This is a genomic window from Acinetobacter sp. RW6 (genome assembly GCF_041956835.1).
Classification (GTDB): Bacteria; Pseudomonadota; Gammaproteobacteria; order Pseudomonadales; family Moraxellaceae; genus Acinetobacter; species Acinetobacter calcoaceticus.
This window is the reverse complement of sequence record NZ_CP167121.1, coordinates 2,406,982-2,426,015: the sequence shown is the minus strand read 5'-3', so window position 1 is coordinate 2,426,015 and position 19,034 is coordinate 2,406,982. Positions and strand designations below refer to the sequence as shown.

Below are 19,034 nucleotides of genomic sequence, written 5' to 3'. Positions count from 1 at the left end.
TTGATCATGGCAAAGGAAATTTATATTGCAGGTGAATGGCGTTTGGGCCGTGGTGCAGTCATTCAAAGCCTGTTTCCGGCAGATCAGTCGGTAAACGCTGAGATTTCAACGGCAACGCTTGAAGATGTGAATGAAGCGATTGAAAAGGCTGATCAAGCTTGGCGTCAACCCAACTGGAGAAACAGCTTGCCGCATGAGCGCGCACGTATTCTCTACAAAGTTGCAGACATTATCGAAGCGCGTGTAGATGAATTGGCAAAACTACAAACACGCGATAACGGTAAGCCTTTAACCGAAACACGTGGTTTGGTGATGAGCGCTGCGGCGACAGCACGTTATGTTGCAGCGGCGTGTGAAACGCTAAATGATGAGCTCACCACTCAACGCGCTCCAGACTTTATGACCATGAGCGTTCATGAACCTGTAGGCGTTGTGGCAGCAATTACGCCTTGGAACTCTCCAATTGCGAGTGAAGTTCAAAAGCTTGCTCCAGCTTTGGCAGCAGGAAATGCAGTGGTGTTAAAACCAGCAGAAGCAACTTCACTCATTGCTTTAGAGCTTGCCAAAATTTTTGAAGAAGCAGGCTTACCTAAAGGCTTACTCAGTGTGTTGGTTGGTCGAGGTTCAGTGATTGGTGATGCAATTGCTCAACATCCGTTGGTTCGTAAAATCTCTTTTACGGGTGGAACAACCACAGGTCGTCATTTGGCTCATATTGCAGCGGAAAAACTTATTACCACGTCGCTTGAGCTAGGTGGCAAGTCACCAACAATCGTTTTACCGGATGCCGATGTAGAACTGGCTGCCAAAGGCGTAGCTTACGGTATTTTTAGTTCGGCAGGTCAAGCGTGTATCGCAGGTTCTCGCTTATTTATTCATAGTAGTCTTTACGATCAGTTTTTAACGCGTCTGGTTGAAATTACCAAAGGCTTACGTGTGGGCCATCCGGAACAGGCTGGTGTGCATTTAGGGCCACTCGTAAATGACAAACATTTGCAGTCAGTTGACCGCTATGTACAGCTTGCTAAAAGCGAAGGTGGTCAAGTTTTGGTTGGTGGCGAAGCATTAACGACTGGTGACTATGCCAAAGGAAGCTATTACTTACCCACCATTATTACGGGTTTAAGTAATAGTGCCCAAACCTGTCAGGAAGAGATTTTTGGCCCTGTTTTAGTCGTCATGAAATATGACAACGAACAAGATTTGATTGCTCAAGCCAATGACAGTTGTTTTGGTCTTGCAGCAGGCATCTGGACTGAAAGCTACCGTAAAGCTTGGCGTATTGCCCGTGTGTTAGAAGTGGGAACAGTGTGGATTAATACCTACAAAAAGTTCTCGATTAGTGCGCCGTTTGGTGGCTTTAAAGACAGTGGTATTGGGCGCGAAAAAGGCCGTTTGGGCATTTTATCGTATATGCAGCAAAAGAGTATTTATATGGGGCTGAATGAACAGCCTAACCCTTGGTGCGAATAATAGATTCAAGGACTGAAAACAAATTTTGAGGAACAGACATGACTGAACGTGTAAATGTAGGCGAAGCAATCGCAAGAGTTTTAGAAGCGCACCAAGTTGACAGTATTTATGGTGTTATTTCCATCCACAATTTACCTATTGCTGACGCAGTAGGACGCCGTGAAAAAATGCGCTTTGTGGCAGCCCGCGGTGAAGCGGGTGCGGTAACTATGGCAGATGCACACTCACGCTTTAAAGGCTTGGGTGTAGCACTGACCAGTACTGGTGCTGGCGCTGGTAATGCGGTGGGTTCACTGATTGAAGCGATGAATGCGGGTAGCCCTGTATTGCATTTAACAGGTCAGGTTGAACGCGAATATCTCGACCGTGATGCAAGTTTCATTCATGAAACCAAAGACCAACTTACGTTTTTACGTGCGTCAAGCAAAGCAGCATTTCGCATTACTAGTCCAGATAATGCTGTTGGTGTGATTCGTGAAGCCATCCGTGTGGCAACAACAGTTCCAATGGGACCAGTAAGTGTTGAACTACCAATTGATGTACAAGCGGCAGAAATTGATTTACCACTTAACCTTGGGCCAGTTAAAGCATTGCAATTGCCACAAGCGGATCAAGCTGAAATTGATCTTCTTGTCAGTGAAATCAAAAAAGCAAAACGTCCGATTTTCTGGATTGGTGGTGGAACTTTAAATAGTGTTGCTGAAGTTAAAGCAATTGCAGATTTAGGTATTCCAGTTGTGTCATCTACACACGGTCGTGGCGTATTGGCAGATGATCATCCACGTAGTTTAGGTGCATTCCACAACTCGGCAGCGGTTGAGCAGTTATTAAAAGATGCTGACTTAATGGTTGTATTGGGTTCTCGTTTACGTAGTAATGAAACCAAAACTTATTCGGTTGAGTTCCCTGAAAACATTATTCAGGTAGATGCTAATCCAGTGGCTCAACAACGTAATTATAAAATCCGCAACTTCATTTGTGGCGATGCCAAAGATGTCTTAACACGTGTGTTGTCAGAGCTTCAAGGAACTTCAAAAGTTGATAGCGACTACGATGCTGCTGTAGTTGCTGCTAAACAAGCTGCGATTGATGCATTGCGTAAGCAAATCGACCAATACGCTTTAATTTGTGATCACTTGCGTACAGCTTTACCTCAAGACGGTATTTTTGTACGTGACATCACCATGTCAGGTAGTACATGGGGCAGTCGCTTATTCCCAGTACAAGCACCGAACCAAAACATTCACTCACTCGCTGGTGCAATTGGTTTAGGTCTTGCAACGGCAATCGGCGCTTCGGTTGCTAACCCTGACAAAAAAGTGATTGGTTTGGTCGGTGATGGCGGCTTAATGCTTGGCATTGGTGAAATTGCAACCATGGTTCAAGAAAACACCAACATGGTCTTAATGATTATGAATGACGGTGGTTATGGCGTAATGCGTGGCATTCAAAATAACTACTTTGGTGGTCGTCAGTATTTCAATGAATTGCATACACCAGACTACAAACTTCTTGGCGAATCGATGGGTGTGAAGAGCTGGAAAGTCGGTAGTGCAGATGAGTTTAAAACTGTCATTCAAGAGGCGGTTGCATTTGAAGGACCAACGGTCATTGAGCTCGATATGAACTCGATTGGACCATTAAACTTTGCGGGTCCACCGCAAAAGAAACTGTATTAACCAGTTTGGATGGCTTAGTACATATGCGATGGGAGCTGCTAAGCCATCCTTTTTTTAGATATATTTTTTTATCTAAAAAACAATAAAAACGAAGTTTTACAGGTAAAACAAGTAAAGTTCCAGCAGGATGCTGGAACTCAATCAAGGATGTAGAGATGAAAAAGACTTCATTAATCATGGCATTCATTACACCACTCGCTATGGGGATGAGTGCAAGTGCGTTTGCAAAAGATTCATTACTTGAATGGAAAAGTGATGATGGAACTGACTCGTTAAAGTTAGGTGGGGTGGTACGGTTAAATCAGCGTTATGAAGATTGGGAAGGGCCAAACCGTGGTTTTGGTAAGCTCTATTTTGATATTTTTAGGGTAGATCTAAAAGGTAAGTTTGATGATGCATACATCAATGCGAGCTATCTGTTCCAAGACCAACAGAAAACCTCGATTGAAAAAGCATATGTCGGCTATAACCTTGATGCCAACAACAGCATTGAAGCAGGTCTGGTCTATAAACCATTTAACATTTATCCATATCCGCAAAATGGCTGGACTTATCACATTCCATTCTTTTTAGGTTATGGTAACAATATTGCACCGGGGCTTAACTGGAATTATCACGACAAAGATTGGGATATAAAACTTGGTTATTACCCGCAAATGCTAGAGACCAATCTGCGTTATTCGCCTGAAAGTGCAACTTATGATGACTTGGCAGGAAATGCTTTTCCATCTCAAAAGGCCTACCAGAATGAAAAGCGTAATCAGTTTAATACCCGCATTGTGCGCAAGCTAGAAACTGATTTTGGTAAGCAAGAGGTTGGTGTGTCTGGTGCGATTGCTCAGTTACATAATAAAGTCACCGATAAAGATGGCAAGTATTATGCGGTTGGTTTGCATACCGACAACAACTACAAGCGTTTTAACTTACAAAGCTCGGTTATTCACTATCAATACGATGCTAAAAATCCGGACGGTGTAAATAGTGATATGACCTTAATGGGCAATAACGGCTTTACACCTGCCTATTTCATCGCTTCGGAAGGAACGATTGCCAGTTTAAACCTTGCCTACACTTTACCTGTGACCAATATGGGCAAGCTAAAAGCTGTTAAGTTTTATAATGACTATAGTTATCTCGATAAAAAACGTGATGATTGGTCAGATTCACAAATGAACACTACAGGTATGATGTTTATTGCTTCGCCATTTATGGTTTGGGCAGATTATACGTGGGGTAAAAACTCAAATATTATTGGTGGAGCGACCAACTCAACAGGGTATACCTCTGCCACTTCGCCAAACAGTGATAAATGGCTATATCGAATTAACTTTAATATTGGGTTTACTTTTTAAAGTGAACTGCCATAAAAAACCACGCAATGGGCGTGGTTTTTTATTTCATAAGTTAAAGCTTTTAATATCTATTTTTTTCAAACTTATTCCAAAATACAAACGCAGTCAAAAAGGCTAAAATGGTCAGCGCAAAAATATAATACATTGCACCGATATCACTATATTGACTGAGCCAATGCACCAGTGGCAATGTCATACCGCCCACAATTGCATAAGATAAATTATAAGAAAATGAAATGCCCGAGAAGCGAACAGGTGCAGGGAACATTTTAACCATGCTACTCGATACCATGCCAACAGTCCCTGAGCAAAGACCCAACAGCATATATAAGCCAAAAATGGTTGAATGTGCGGCGTGGCCTAAACTGTTATAAAAAACTGCTGCTGTGAGTGCCACTGCAAGCGCACCGACCATCATAACTTTGCCACAGCCAAAACGGTCAGCAAAATAACCAGCCAAAATACAGCCAACCATTTGCATGACAATAGCTGCGCTTTGCATTTCAAAAGTCTGAGTACGTTCAAAACCAAATGAACCAATCAATAAATTTGGCATGGCTAAAATCACCACCACCACACAGCCTGTTAAAAACCACGTAAATAACATCCCAATAACAACGGCTGTTTTATGGGTCGTTAACACTTGTTTAACCGGCATTTCTTTTGAAATTTCTTTACGTGCCTGCATGGCTTTAAACACAGGTGTTTCTTTTAAATAGGTCCGTAAATAAAGTGCGACCAGACCAAAAATACCACCTGTAATAAAAGGTATACGCCAAGCCCAGTCGTGAATCTGTCCTTCACTAAAATTCAGTGAAATCCATAGTGACATGAGCGCACCTAGTAAAATTCCTAAAGACAGTCCGGCAGTTAATAAACCATTTGCCAGTCCAATTTTTCTTTCGGGAACGTGTTCAGACACAAATGTCCAAGCGGCGGGAATTTCACCCCCAATTGCAATACCTTGCACCACACGCATGAGTAATAAAAGCAGCGGCGCCAAATAACCAATATTTTCAAAAGTAGGCAAAATCCCGATAAACAGAGTAGGCAGAGCCATCAATAAAATAGAAAGCGAAAATAGTTTTTTTCGCCCAACTAGATCGCCAAAATGGGCCATCACAACTCCACCTAACGGCCTAAAAAAGTAACCTGCTGCAAAAATTCCATAAGTATTGAGCATGGCCCAAAATGGACTAAGCGTACTTGGGAAAAAGAGGTCGGAAATGATTTTGGCGTAGAACACATAAATCACAAAATCGTAAAACTCTAAAGCGCCACCGAGTGAAGAAAGGGCGAGGGTTCGTTTATCTTCTTTATTCAGATAGTTCGCATCCTGCAACGTTAATTCTTGATCCATTTTTTACTTAATTGTTGTAATCGAAGCTTGGATATTAATGGAAAAGTGAAGTAAAAGTAAATGGAGGAAATTTGTGCTATAGATGACTATAGATTGGGCTAACCAAGAAAAGACAAAATGGTTTAAAACTAAAAACGCTTTAGATTAAACAAAAACAGATGTAGGAATGGCTTTTCTTTTGAGCCGTTCAGCGACACAATAAAACCAGTAATAACTAGTTTAATAAGAGATTCAAGGGATGAGTGTAGTTTTACCTGTAGCTAAGCGCGGTGAAGACATTTTAAAACTGATTGCTGCACCTGTCTCATCTAGTGAGCTGAACAGTGATTGGCTTTATGGGCTTGCAGCCGCTATGCATGCCACTATGCTTGAACGCAATGGTGTAGGAATTGCTGCACCTCAAGTCTATATCTCTAAACGAGTCATTATTGTGGCTTCTCGACCAAACCCGCGCTATCCCGATGCACCTGAAATGGATGCGGTGGTGATGGTGAATCCTGAAATTTTAGAGTTTTCGAGTGAAACCCTCTTAGGTGAAGAAGGCTGCTTAAGCGTGCCAGATGAACGTGGACAAGTCGAACGTGCAGAAATGGTAAAGGTTAAATATTCAACACTTCAGGGTGAATTCGTTGAAACGATTTTTCACGGTTTTCCTGCTCGTATTGTTCAACATGAAGTCGATCATTTAAATGGAGTGTTATTTGTAGAAAGAATAATCTAATCTTCTGTTTAAAGTTTTGAAAAACGTATAATGAGCTTGAAATAAAGAAGTCAACGGAATTACAATACTTATATCGTGATTTTTAATTCATTCAAAAAGTATAATTTTAATATTATCAGCAGGTTGTGCTGAAAAATTGCTCTAAAGCGCAAATCTCCTCATTTAAGGTTACGGACCATGAAAACCCCTCTCCCAGATTATTTGGCAAATGTGATAGAAGCCTGTGAGGTAGATAATAGCGGGCATCTAGCTGACTATATTCCAGAGTTGGCAAATGCAAATCCAGACCGATTGGCTTTGGCAATGTCTACGGTAGATGGTGAAATTTATTCGATCGGCGATGATGATACTGAATTCACCATACAGTCAATTTCTAAACCGTTTGTATATGCTTATGTTTTACAACAGCTTGGCATTGATGCGGTACTCGCTAAAGTAGGGGTGGAGCCTTCAGGGGAAGCTTTCAATGAAATTTCATTGGGTAAAGATGGTCGTCCGAAAAACCCGATGATCAACTCTGGCGCAATTACTGTACATTCATTGATTCAGGTCAAACATGGTCTACATAGTGCAGAAATTCTACGCCGTTTTATGAGCGAGCTTGCTGGTCGCGAATTAAGTTTTGATGAGTCTGTCTATGATTCGGAAGTCAAAACTGCCTATCGTAATCTTTCGATCGGTTATATGTTGCGAACTGTCGGAATTTTGGAAACTGACCCTGTCGATATTGTGAATGGCTATATTCGCCAATGTGCGATTATGGTGACGGTTAAAGATCTGGTACGTATGGGCAGTGTACTTGCCAATGGTGGAGTTGACCCTAAAACTGGAAAGCGTTTATTAAACCGATCTGTAGTGAGACAAGTACTCAGTGTAATGATGAGTTGTGGTATGTATGATGCCGCAGGTGACTGGCTTTCAACTGTAGGTATTCCAGCTAAAAGTGGTGTAGCAGGCGGTATATTAGGAGTACTGCCGGGTCAGGTCAGTATTGCTGCTTTTTCTCCTCGCTTAGATGAACATGGTCATAGTGTTCGAGGAATCGATATTTTAGAGCGGTTGTCCCGCGATATGGGATTACATCTCATGGAAGGTACACCTTCTGCACAAACCATTGTACAAAGCCATTACCGTACAGGAAAAGATGCATCATTAAGTGTGTATGTGCTTCGGGGTGTATTGAAATTTACTGAAGCTGAAATGTTGTTGCGTATTTTACAAGACGAAACAACTGACCAAAGCACAATCGTGATTGATTTGACCCAGATTTCACTTATCCATGAGGTGGGTAAGCGTATGTTCTTAGAAGGTGTAGATCGTCTGATTGATGATGGTCATACACTCGTTTTGGTTGATCCTGAACAGCGATTAGATCATGCGAGAACCGGCAAAGATCGAGAACTTCATGTCTATCATGATTTCGATGATTTGCTCGAAAAGCATGACCTACCTGCAAAAAAAAAGACTTATAACGACATCGCGGCACTTCTAAATTGTTGAGGTGTTTTTCCGAGATGTCGTTTAAACATCGCACTGAATGCACTGGGGTTGGTATACCCCAGTGACTCGGAAATTTGTGCAATAGATTCACCATTCGCGATTTTACTCAAGGCAAGTGCGATATGCATTTGCTGTACCCATGCCCGATAAGACAGTCCAGTTTCTTTTTGGAACATACGCATTAGGGTTCTCGAACTCGCACCAATATCATCGGCCCAATCTGTTAAATCTTTTGAGTGATTAGGCGCGTGTAATAACGCTTGGCAAATTTTTAATAATCGTTTGTCTTTTGGCCATGGAATTTGGATAGGCAACAAATTGGCTCGATGAATTTCTTCAAAAATCAAAATTTGTAAAGAACGAGAAAGCTCTTGAGAGGTGACAATATTTGGAGTCTCCTCTTGTTCAATTTCGTTTAAACGAATCAAAAGTTCATGCAACAGGTTGCTCACCCGAATAATGAAGCAATGTTGCCCCATTAAAGCAGCAGCATTTACTTCAACCAATGCTGTATTTAACTTAACGTGACTCAGTGAAATGACACTATGCTCGACATGGGCAGGAATCCATAACGCACACATGGGCGGCACAATCCAGACATTATTTGGTGTAAACACCTGAATGTTTCCTGTAGACGCATATAAAAACTGAGCGCGGGTATGCGTATGAGTCGGGGTGATTTCTCGGTAGGCATGCTCGGAAGATAGCCCAATCACAAGTTCAGACAAATCAGACTGAATAAGAGAATCGGACATAATCTATCCTAAAAATTGTCACTTATACGATGATTATTGGAAGATAACTTTATAAGCGACAATTTACAATAAGCACCTTACTTAAAATATTGGAGTTTTTCAGGTATGACGTCTTCAATACAATTGAAAGATGGTATTGCCAATACCGTTGCAAATGATCAGCCTCAAGGAATGATTATTAAAATTGTAGGTGCCGTGGCGGTTGCACATTTACTGAATGATTTAATTCAGGCCGTGTTACCAGCTATCTATCCAATGCTCAAAGCAAACTTCTCGCTGAGTTTTGCTCAAGTTGGCCTGATTTCGTTTGTATACCAAATTACAGGTTCACTGCTACAGCCTTGGATTGGACTTTATACCGATAAACATCCAAAACCTTATCTTCTACCACTCGGAATGGTCGTCACATTTTCTGGCATTATCTTGTTGGCATTTTCACCAAGCTTTACTGTGTTGTTATGTGCATCCGCGCTGATTGGGGTAGGTTCTGCAACTTTTCACCCTGAAGCTTCACGTGTGGCCCGAATGGCATCGGGCGGGCGCTTCGGTACGGCTCAGTCGACTTTTCAGGTAGGTGGAAACACAGGTACTGCCATTGGTCCATTGTTAGCAGCTTTGCTGATTGTACCGTTTGGACAGCATGCAGTTGCAGGTTTAGTGATATTTGCACTTTTAGCCATTTGGGTTTTATTTGGTGTAAGCCGTTGGACGATTGGTCATGCAAAAAATCAGGTAGCTACACGTGTAAACCAATCACAGAGTAAATTACATGGTCGTAAGCTCATTATTGCCTTGAGCACGATTAGTGTGTTGATGTTCGCTAAATTTACCTACATTGCCAGCATTAGTAACTACTTTACTTTTTACTTAATTCAAAAGTTCCATATCAGTATCCAGACCGCTCAGTTGCATTTGTTTGCGTTTTTGGCAGCTGTTGCTTTAGGTACATTTGCAGGTGGCCCAATTGGTGACAAGATTGGTCGTAAAGCTGTTATCTGGGTTTCATTTGTGGGTATGGCTCCATTTGCATTAATGATGCCGTATGCAAACTTGTTTTGGACAACAGTCTTATCGATTATTACTGGTTTGGTGTTGTCGTCTGCCTTTGCTGCAATGGTAGTTTACGCACAAGAAGCTGTTCCGGGTCGTGTGGGGATGATTGCAGGTTTAATGTTTGGCTTAATGTTTGGGGTAAGTGGTATTGCCGCAGCGGGGTTAGGGCATTTAGCTGATGTTAATGGTATTGAATGGGTATTTGGATTGTGTTCATTATTACCATTACTTGGGTTTGCAACCGCATTTTTACCGAACACAAAGGTTAAATAAATGAAAAGACTCTCAGTCATATTCAGCTGAGAGTCTTTTTTAGATAAATATAATTCCAATTAAAAAGACTATTTTTGAATACCAAATTTAAATACGGTGACACTGTTATACATTTGATTTGGGTTCAAACGTGTAGATGGGAAAGTCGGTTGATTGGGGCTGTCTGGAAAATGCTGTGTCTCTAATGCTAGAGCATCTGCTTGTCGATAAAGTACGCCGTTTGCACCAGCAACATTTCCTAATAAATGATTCGCCGTATACATTTGAACGCTTGGCTCAGTGGTTAAAACCTGCATTGTTCGTTTAGATTTTGGATCAACAACATGAGCAGCAAGATTTAATTTCCCTTGAGACTTTTGATTAAGCACCCAAGTTTGGTCATAGCCATATCCATAAGCCAATTGCTGATTATTCGCTCGAATATCTTTCACAATGGCCTTAGGAGTCCGAAAATCAAAAGGTGTACCAGTAACTGAAGCAATTTCCCCTGTTGGTAACGAATTTTGATCGGTTACCAATATACGGTCTGCATTGAGCTGTACCACATGATCGAGTACGCCATAAGGGGTATTTCCAGCACCTGACAAGTTGAAATAACTGTGGTTGGTGAGATTGACGACGGTCGGTTGATCAGTTTTGGCCTTATATTCAATCTGGAATTCATTTTGATCTGAAAGACTATAGATCACTTCCACATCTAATTTCCCTGGAAAACCTTGATCACCATTTGGGCTGGTTAACTTAAGAGAAGCTTTGACGGTTTCACCTTTAGAAACGAGGGGCTTAACTTGCCAAACACGTTTATCAAAACCAGGATTACCGCTATGTAATGAATTCGGTCCATTATTTTTTTCGAGGTTATAAGTTTTTCCTTCTAAGCTAAATTTAGCATTGCCAATACGATTCGCATAACGACCAATCAATCCGCCAAAATGAATGCCTGCCTTGGTATCAGTGACTTCATAGCCTTTTAGATCATCGAAACCCAAAACGATATTATTTTGTTTACCTTGTGCATCGGGAGTTAAAATCTGTGTAATTACACCACCAAAACTAATAAAAGATACAGAGACTCCTTTGTTGTTGCTCATGGTGTATAGATCAACTTTTTGACCGTCTTGAGTCGTACCATATGGTTTTACATTTAAGGTTGCAGCATTTGCAATTTGTGCAAAGCTATAGATCGTAAAACTTAAAATTACTAATTTTTTCATGTTTATACTCTATTTTGTAATGGTTGAATCTTGATGAATATAAGATTGATTTTTCATCTTTTTAAAGAGGTTTTTTATTATATATTGTGTTAATGATGATTAGCCTTGTTAATTCTAAGTATTGAACAAACTGAGACAATTTAAGGTTATAAATAAATTAACCTTTTTATAAAAATTCAACGGTAAGCTATTTTTATGACTCATCCCGACTCGATTTTAAAATTTTCACTTGGTCTCAATGGTCTCTCGTTTGACATAGGAAGCCAGCACATTCAAATTGAGCAGGGCTTAGGTTTTGTTGATTCAAAAAGTATTAGCCATGGTGTGATTGATGAGCTTGCTATCGAGAAGATGATTTATTTTATTGAAGAAATTATAGAGTCTCAGCCCTTAAGAAATCTAAATATAAGTGGCGTAGCTGTTACGTCTGATGCAGCCATGATACAACTGAGTGATTTGCTTTTTAGTGCTAAAAAACAACTAAGCCGTATTGAACTTGAGCATGCTTTTAATGATTTTATTAAGCGGTTGAGTTATTACACAAACCAAGTGGCTCCAGATCAGCTTTATATTTTTACCTACTTTGTATTTGTTCGAGAGATGATGCATCACTTAAGAGTTGAGCAGATTCAAATCATTTAAGAAGTGACTCTAAAATCGTAAAAAATAGGGAATAACGGATAGTAGAGTACCAATGCCACTAAGCAAGACATTGCCTTCAATAAAATAAGGGAAAATCATTAAAATTAAACCCACAATAAAAGGCACAGTCATTTTTTGCTTTTTTACGATAAAGAAAATAGCCGAGCCCAATGGAGCTAAAGATTACGCTGAGAAAAAGTTGGATAGTGTTCATGATGAATATCACTCTAATCTAGTTTGATTAGAGTGATATTTAATATAAATTTATAATTTCTTTATATTGGTTGAGTAGTTTAATTTAAAACTTTCCTTATCTAATTTAAAGTGTTTTAATTTATCAGCAAGTAGTTCATGACTTTCTAATAATTCTTTATGTTCAATAATATATAAAAATAAATTATTTAGATTTTGGATTAAATTATTCACGTTTGACTCCTTTATTAATAAGGTATCAGAATTATAGTGTGCATCTTTATCACAATGAGTAATATTATCTTTTGTGATAGTCACAGGGATAATATTATACATCGGATAGTATTCTGTAGCCCATTTTATACTATCATGTAATTGGGCAGAATCTTTTTTATGTAATGACTTTTGATTGTTGTGTTTTACTTCTACTACATAGCAATTATTATCCCAAAGCCAGACAATATCAGATCCTTTACCAATTTCAATTTCTGGCCTCCATGATTCAAGGCCCATTAACTTTCCTAAGTCTTTAAAAGCATCTTCGATAATATTACTATTTTGATTGAGGAAATTAATATTTCCCCTAACTTTTTGTAAGTTCAAAGGAGCATATTTTATATCAACAAGCTCTTTAAAAAATTTAATAATATTAACTAAATTTGATGAAGAATATTTTTTAATTTTTTTAGGCATGTTGGGTGGTATAAAGGCAGAAGCATATTTTTCTTTTGCATTTACTTGTAATTGTAAGGCTTCATATTTTTCAATAGAATATAGTACTCTAGCTGTCTTTTCTAAGTAAAAACCAATTTCCTCTTCTTCCAAATCCACTTTATTTAAATGTTGCCTAAATTCTGTGATATATTTTAAGGGCTGATTATTATATGCATTAACATACATTGATCTTTCTAAAGTCCCTAGTTTTATTTTATTTATATCAATTATAGATTCCTTCTTTTCTATTTTCTTCATGTAATTCTGATACCCAACTTTCCATTTTTCGTCTCTATCTAAGCAAGAACTAATTACTTGTTCTAAACCTCTTAAAATATCGTTTGGAAACTGTTTCTTAACAAGTTCACATAAATTATTAGATAAATCTATTTGTGCTATTGTTTGGGTACTAAAAGCATTTCGTACTTGATGTTGAGCAATGTTTACACCTAGGTCATGACCAATCAATAAAACAACAGCATAGTCAGCATGGGATCTGACAGCTCTTCCCATACCTTGTTCAATTCTATACGCAATTTTATTTCGTACTCCACCTCGTAGACCTAAGTTTGCAGCATCCAATGAATCAATTGTATTACTTCCAATAGGGATTCCATCTAAAACTAAGACTCTGCATGTTTCATCTGCAAGATTGACACCTTCATACCGCTGACTACAAACGGCGAAATTAAAATTAGAGCTAGGATTTGCTAATTGCTCAAGTCCATTGGCAATATTATCTGAATTTAGTAATTGAGCACCATTTGTCACCCAATCTTGAGCTTGATTGGTAGATGGCGTTAAAACTACTACTTTATGTTTCTTAGAGAGTTCAGTGATAAAGCTGATCATTGTTTCTCTAGTTAAGGATTGATCTATAAGACTAGGGGTTAGAATCATTCTTTCCCCAATCCCTTTATCATTATTTGGTGAAATAATTCTATTTAATGCCGAAGGATCAATATCTAAATCTCGGATAAGAATATTATCATCTGCTAATGTGGCAGACATAAATAAACGGTGGTTAGAATTTTTATATTGTTTAATTCTTTCAATATTTATAATGTCTGGAATTATTTCAATAGTTTCTCCTTTTATGACACATCGACAATATTTAAGGATATTTTCAATATGTGGCCATACAAAAATAAAATTTTGAAGATTTTTAAATTGATTCAATGTTTCAGAGATTTGATCAATATGATCTTGCCAGATCCAATAAGGTACTTCAAATAAATTATTTGGATCTGTACTTTTTACATCAATCCATCTTGTAGGATGATAATTTCGACATGAGGCATCCAATATTTCAAGAATTAAATCTTTAGCTTCACTATCTACTATTAACGTAAATTGCTTTCTAATAAGCTCAAGTCCTGAATGGGCATCATCTAATACAATTGCTTCAGGTATGATACCAGTTGAAGTTTTTTGAAAAACTGATTTTGCATTAAAAAACTTGTCATACGTGCATACGATAACTCTATTTCCAGAATAGCAATCAACTGGCATTTCTGAATCATTTTTTTTGAATTGAAAAGCTTTTATACCAAGTTTATTAGCTTCCTCAATAACTTGCTCAACAAGCTGAACAGTAGGACATAAATATACCCCAGATTTTTTTTCAAGTTGCATATACCCCAAAAGGTATAATAATCCAATGGTAGTTTTCCCCGAACCTGTGCTTAATTTTAGAATGGTATCTTTGTTAATATAATTTTTTGATAAGTACTCAAGAGCATCTTCTTGTGACTTTCTTAATGAAGTATGTGTAGCTCTGGTGTCTAAAGTATTAAATAAATCAATTAAATTATAGTTTTTAACTTCATCAAAAGCTTCAAACAAATTATCGAATATATTCTCAATCACTGTAACTAACCTTTTAAATTATTAAGTATTTATAAAGAATAATTTATATCATATAAAAAGAAAAAATCCCCTCAATTGAGGGGATTTTTTCTTGCTTAAATTAAACAATCGAATCATCTAAATTCGGCCCTAACCAACGCTTCGCTTCATCGAGTGTCCAACCTTTACGTTTTGCATAATCTTCAAGTTGGTCTTGAGAGATTTTGCCCACGTTAAAGTATTCACTTTGTGGATGAGAATAATAGAAACCACTTACCGAAGATGGCGGCATCATTGCAAAGTGCTCAGTCAGTTTGGTGCCGATTTTGTCTGTAGAACCTAACCAGTCAAACAACACCGCTTTTTCAGAGTGTTCTGGACAAGCAGGGTAACCCGGTGCAGGGCGAATACCGACATATTTCTCTTTAATCAGCTCTTCATTGCTGAGCTGTTCATCTGTTTTATAGCCCCAGAACTCTTTACGAATGCGTTCATGCAAGTGTTCTGCAAAGGCTTCAGCAAAACGGTCGGCTAGTGACTGAACTAAAATTGCAGAGTAGTCATCACCTTTGGCTTTGTATTCATTTGCCAATTCTTCTGCACCAAAAATTGATACAGTGAATCCGCCTAAATAGTCTTGTTGCTCACGATCAGCGCGAATGTAATCTGCCAAAGACAAGTTTGGTTTACCTGTCACTTTGTCAGATTGTTGACGTAAGTGCTCAAAGGTATGCGTAACATTTTGACCCGCTTCATCAAATACGCTCACTGTGTCGGCGTCAGTGCGCTGAGCAGGGAACATACCAAATACAGCACGTGCATCAAAAAGGTTGTTGTCGATAATATCTTTCAACATCGCTTGAGCTTGGTTATACAAATCTGTTGCAGCTTCACCAACAACTTCATCTTGTAAAATTTTCGGGAACTTACCTGCCAAGCTCCAAGAAATGAAGAATGGTGTCCAGTCAAAATATTCAACCAATTTTTCAAGCGGGTAGTTTGTTAAAACTTGAGTTCCCAAAAGATTTGGTTTTGCAGGAACATAGCTTTCATCAATTTTAAAGCCATTTTTAACAGATTCTGCATAAGTCAGTTTGGCGGCTTTAGGTTGTTTGTTAGCTAAGCGCTCACGAATTTTGACATATTCAGCACGGTGTTCTTCAATGAATTTTCCACGCATTTCTTTTGAAAGCAGGGTAGTTGCAACACCTACAGCACGTGAGGCATCTGCCACATAAATCACCGCATCGTTATGATACTGAGGATCAATCTTAACTGCTGTATGTGCTTTCGATGTCGTTGCGCCACCAATCAATAAAGGAATGTTGAAACCTTTACGTTGCATTTCTTTAGCTACAAACACCATTTCATCTAAGGACGGAGTAATAAGACCTGACAACCCGATGATGTCACATTTTTCATCAATCGCAGTTTGTAAGATTTTCTCGCAAGGTACCATCACGCCAAGGTCAACAATGTCGTAACCATTACAACCGAGTACAACACCCACAATATTTTTACCAATATCATGTACGTCGCCCTTAACAGTTGCCATCAGGACTTTACCTTTAGATTGGCTACCAGTTTTTTCAGCTTCAATATACGGATTGAGCCAAGCCACAGCTTGCTTCATGACACGTGCAGATTTTACAACCTGAGGTAAGAACATTTTGCCTGAACCGAACAAGTCACCGACCACGTTCATACCATCCATCAAAGCACCTTCAATCACATCTAATGGACGTTTAGCTTTTAGGCGAGCTTCTTCGGTATCTTCGTCAATGTATGTGGTAATACCTTTAACCAACGCATATTCAAGACGTTTTTCTACTGGCTCGTTACGCCATTCAAGGTTTTCTGCTTCGCGCTGAGCACCACTATGACCACGAAACTTTTCAGCTACTTCAAGTAGTTTTTCGGTCGCAAGCTGACCAGACTCACCTTGGTTCTGGTTTAAAACAACATCTTCAACTGCATCTTTGAGTTCTTTAGGAATATCATCATAAATTGCCATTTGACCGGCATTTACAATCCCCATGGTCATGCCTTGTTTAATGGCATGGTACAAGAACACAGAGTGAATCGCTTCACGAACAGGCTCATTTCCACGGAACGAGAATGATACGTTCGATACGCCACCAGAAATCATGGCGTGAGGTAAGTTCTGTTTAATCCAACCTGTGGCTTCAATAAAATCGACGCCATAGTTATTGTGTTCTTCAATCCCTGTTGCCACTGCAAACACGTTCGGGTCAAAAATAATATCTTCAGCAGGGAAGCCCACATCGTTAACCAAAACGTCATAAGAACGTTTACAGATTTCACGCTTACGTGCAGCAGTGTCTGCCTGACCAGTTTCATCAAAGGCCATGACAATAATTGCAGCACCATATTGGCGACACAAGCGAGCTTTTTCGACAAACTCGTCATAACCTTCTTTTAAGGAAATCGAGTTAACAACAGGTTTACCTTGTACACATTTTAAGCCAGCTTCAATGATTTCCCATTTTGATGAGTCAATCATGATCGGCACACGTGAAATATCTGGCTCAGATGCCACAAGATTTAAGAAATGAACCATCGCATTTTGCGAATCGAGCATCCCTTCATCCATGTTAATGTCAATAATCTGTGCACCAGCTTCCACTTGTTGCTGTGCAACTTCTAAAGCTTCTGAAAAGTTTTCTTCACGAATTAAGCGTAAGAATTTTTTTGAACCGGTAACGTTAGTACGTTCACCCACATTAACGAACAATGAGTCATCATAAATATTAAATGGTTCTAAACCACTTAAGCGGCAAGCTGGCTTAGTTTCAGGAATTTGACGGGGTGCAATGTCTTTTACTGCATTATAAATGGCACGAATATGGTCTGGTGTCGTACCACAACAACCACCAGTAATGTTAATTAGGCCACTTTCTGCAAATTCTTTTAAGAAAGCAGCAGTTTGCTCAGGCGTTTCGTCATATTCACCAAAAGCGTTTGGTAAGCCAGCATTTGGATGAGCAGAAATGAAAGTATCCGCAACATCAGAAACAGTTTTAACGTGAGGACGCATGGCATCTGCACCAAGGGCACAGTTGAAACCAATTGAAAGTAAGTCACCATGACGTACAGAGTTCCAGAACGCTTCGGCAGTTTGACCTGTTAAGGTACGGCCTGAGGCATCGGTAATAGTCCCTGAAATCATGAGCGGTAATTCATGACCAATTTGCTTAAAGACTTCTTTCACTGCAAAAATTGCAGCTTTACAGTTTAATGTATCAAAAACGGTTTCAATCAGAATGATATCTGCACCACCTTCAATCAGCGCATGAGTGGCCTCAATATAGTTTTCTTTTAGCGCATCAAAGGTAATGTTACGAAAGGCAGGATCATTTACATTGGGTGAAATTGAACAGGTACGCGATGTTGGACCGAGTACACCCGCTACAAAACGAGGTTTATCTGGAGTCGAATACTTTTCACAGGCTGCTTTGGCTAAACGTGCTGCTTCACGATTAATCTCGGGAACAAGATCTTCCATGTGGTAATCAGACATTGAAACACGCGTGCCGTTAAAGCTGTTGGTTTCAATAATGTCTGCACCAGCATCAAGGTAAGCTTCATGAATGCCTTGAATGATTTCTGGCTGTGTCAAAACTAAAAGGTCATTATTACCTTTTAAGTCATGTGCCCAATCGGCAAAACGCTCACCACGGTAGTCGGCTTCTTCCAATTTATGGCGCTGGATCATCGTTCCCATTGCACCATCAATAATCAGAATGCGTTTAGCAAGAAGCGCTTTTAGGGTGGCAAGCGTAGACATAGAAAACCCCGATCTTTTATATGAATTTAAAAATGCGGCGCTATTGTAACAGAATAGCAGCACAATTGATGATCTATGACGACCCACCATTCACCGTAAATTAGTCGTAAAAAAAAAGTGTTTTCGAACAAAAAGAGGGCATTTTTTCATCAAAAATTCATAAAATGATCATGATATTGAAATATTTCATCTCCAATATTCAGTTTTATGACAATTAGGCTGTTTAAAAAAACGTCATATAGGTAATTTTTTAGATATTTTTGCTTTAAAAATAGTCATAAATAAGGAAGATGTAAATTGATTTAAATTATTGTATTTTAATAAAAAAATAAAATTGATCGAGGAAAGGTGCATCAAATGAGGTCAAAATATGAAAAATTGACTTCATCAGGCGCCGCTTTGTCATATAATTGTCATAATTTAATTTAAGAATACAGAGGATTTTTCTAT

Annotated in this window: 12 protein-coding genes and 1 pseudogene; 7 read left to right on the top strand and 6 right to left on the bottom strand. The window is 39.0% G+C overall.

Annotation, left to right across the window (positions count from 1 at the left end; genetic code table 11):
- Positions 1 to 6: 6 nt before the first annotated feature.
- From ACB088_RS11490 to ACB088_RS11480, 3 genes are all read left to right on the top strand, one after another.
- Positions 7 to 1,473 (top strand): aldehyde dehydrogenase, encoded by a 1,467-nt coding sequence (locus ACB088_RS11490; RefSeq protein WP_375037019.1) that lies wholly within the window; start codon positions 7 to 9, stop codon positions 1,471 to 1,473.
- A 38-nt stretch (positions 1,474 to 1,511) separates the two neighbouring features.
- Positions 1,512 to 3,152, top strand: a complete 1,641-nt coding sequence (locus ACB088_RS11485; protein WP_375037018.1) for a thiamine pyrophosphate-binding protein — start codon at positions 1,512 to 1,514, stop codon at positions 3,150 to 3,152.
- Between the two features lie 155 nt (positions 3,153 to 3,307).
- Entirely contained in the window at positions 3,308 to 4,504 is a 1,197-nt protein-coding gene (locus ACB088_RS11480; RefSeq protein ID WP_375037017.1) for a hypothetical protein, read from the top strand.
- A 61-nt stretch (positions 4,505 to 4,565) separates the two neighbouring features.
- On the opposite strand, the gene ACB088_RS11475 is transcribed toward ACB088_RS11480, so the two are convergent.
- The gene (locus ACB088_RS11475; protein ID WP_375037016.1) at positions 4,566 to 5,864 is read right to left on the bottom strand and encodes an MFS transporter; all 1,299 of its coding nucleotides are present in this window, start codon (positions 5,862 to 5,864) and stop codon (positions 4,566 to 4,568) included.
- 238 nt (positions 5,865 to 6,102) lie between these two features.
- Here ACB088_RS11475 and def point away from each other — a divergent pair, with 238 nt between their 5' ends.
- Together def and ACB088_RS11465 are read left to right on the top strand one after the other, a co-directional pair.
- Entirely contained in the window at positions 6,103 to 6,585 is a 483-nt protein-coding gene (gene def, locus ACB088_RS11470) for a peptide deformylase (RefSeq protein WP_003653096.1), read from the top strand.
- Between the two features lie 177 nt (positions 6,586 to 6,762).
- A complete protein-coding gene (locus tag ACB088_RS11465) occupies positions 6,763 to 8,085 on the top strand; it encodes a glutaminase (protein ID WP_092707611.1) in 1,323 nt (440 codons plus the stop codon).
- Here the strand turns inward: ACB088_RS11465 and ACB088_RS11460 are convergent.
- Positions 8,052 to 8,840, bottom strand: coding sequence for a helix-turn-helix domain-containing protein (locus tag ACB088_RS11460; protein WP_133746587.1), 789 nt, complete (start codon positions 8,838 to 8,840; stop codon positions 8,052 to 8,054). The two genes, ACB088_RS11465 and ACB088_RS11460, sit on opposite strands and share 34 nt — an antisense overlap.
- 105 nt (positions 8,841 to 8,945) lie before the next feature.
- On the opposite strand from ACB088_RS11460, the gene ACB088_RS11455 reads away from it, so the two are divergent.
- Positions 8,946 to 10,166: an MFS transporter gene (locus ACB088_RS11455; RefSeq protein ID WP_309952607.1), complete on the top strand. Its 1,221-nt coding sequence runs from the start codon at positions 8,946 to 8,948 to the stop codon at positions 10,164 to 10,166.
- 68 nt (positions 10,167 to 10,234) lie between these two features.
- Here ACB088_RS11455 and ACB088_RS11450 read toward each other — a convergent pair whose 3' ends face one another.
- Positions 10,235 to 11,380, bottom strand: coding sequence for an aldose epimerase family protein (locus ACB088_RS11450; protein WP_375037015.1), 1,146 nt, complete (start codon positions 11,378 to 11,380; stop codon positions 10,235 to 10,237).
- A gap of 195 nt (positions 11,381 to 11,575) precedes the next feature.
- Here ACB088_RS11450 and ACB088_RS11445 point away from each other — a divergent pair, with 195 nt between their 5' ends.
- Entirely contained in the window at positions 11,576 to 12,022 is a 447-nt protein-coding gene (locus tag ACB088_RS11445) for a hypothetical protein (RefSeq protein WP_375037014.1), read from the top strand.
- Between the two features lie 9 nt (positions 12,023 to 12,031).
- On the opposite strand, the pseudogene ACB088_RS11440 reads toward ACB088_RS11445, so the two are convergent.
- The 3 genes and pseudogenes from ACB088_RS11440 to metH all read right to left on the bottom strand — a co-directional run bounded on the left by ACB088_RS11440 (position 12,032) and on the right by metH (position 18,584).
- Positions 12,032 to 12,236, bottom strand: a pseudogene (locus tag ACB088_RS11440) (amino acid transport protein).
- 50 nt (positions 12,237 to 12,286) lie between these two features.
- Positions 12,287 to 14,797 carry a DEAD/DEAH box helicase gene (locus tag ACB088_RS11435; protein ID WP_375037013.1) on the bottom strand — a complete coding sequence of 837 codons (2,511 nt, stop codon included), beginning with the start codon at positions 14,795 to 14,797 and terminating at the stop codon, positions 12,287 to 12,289.
- Between the two features lie 100 nt (positions 14,798 to 14,897).
- On the bottom strand, positions 14,898 to 18,584 hold the full coding sequence (gene metH / locus ACB088_RS11430) for a methionine synthase (protein WP_375037012.1): 3,687 nt from the start codon (positions 18,582 to 18,584) through the stop codon (positions 14,898 to 14,900).
- Positions 18,585 to 19,034: the final 450 nt, after the last annotated feature.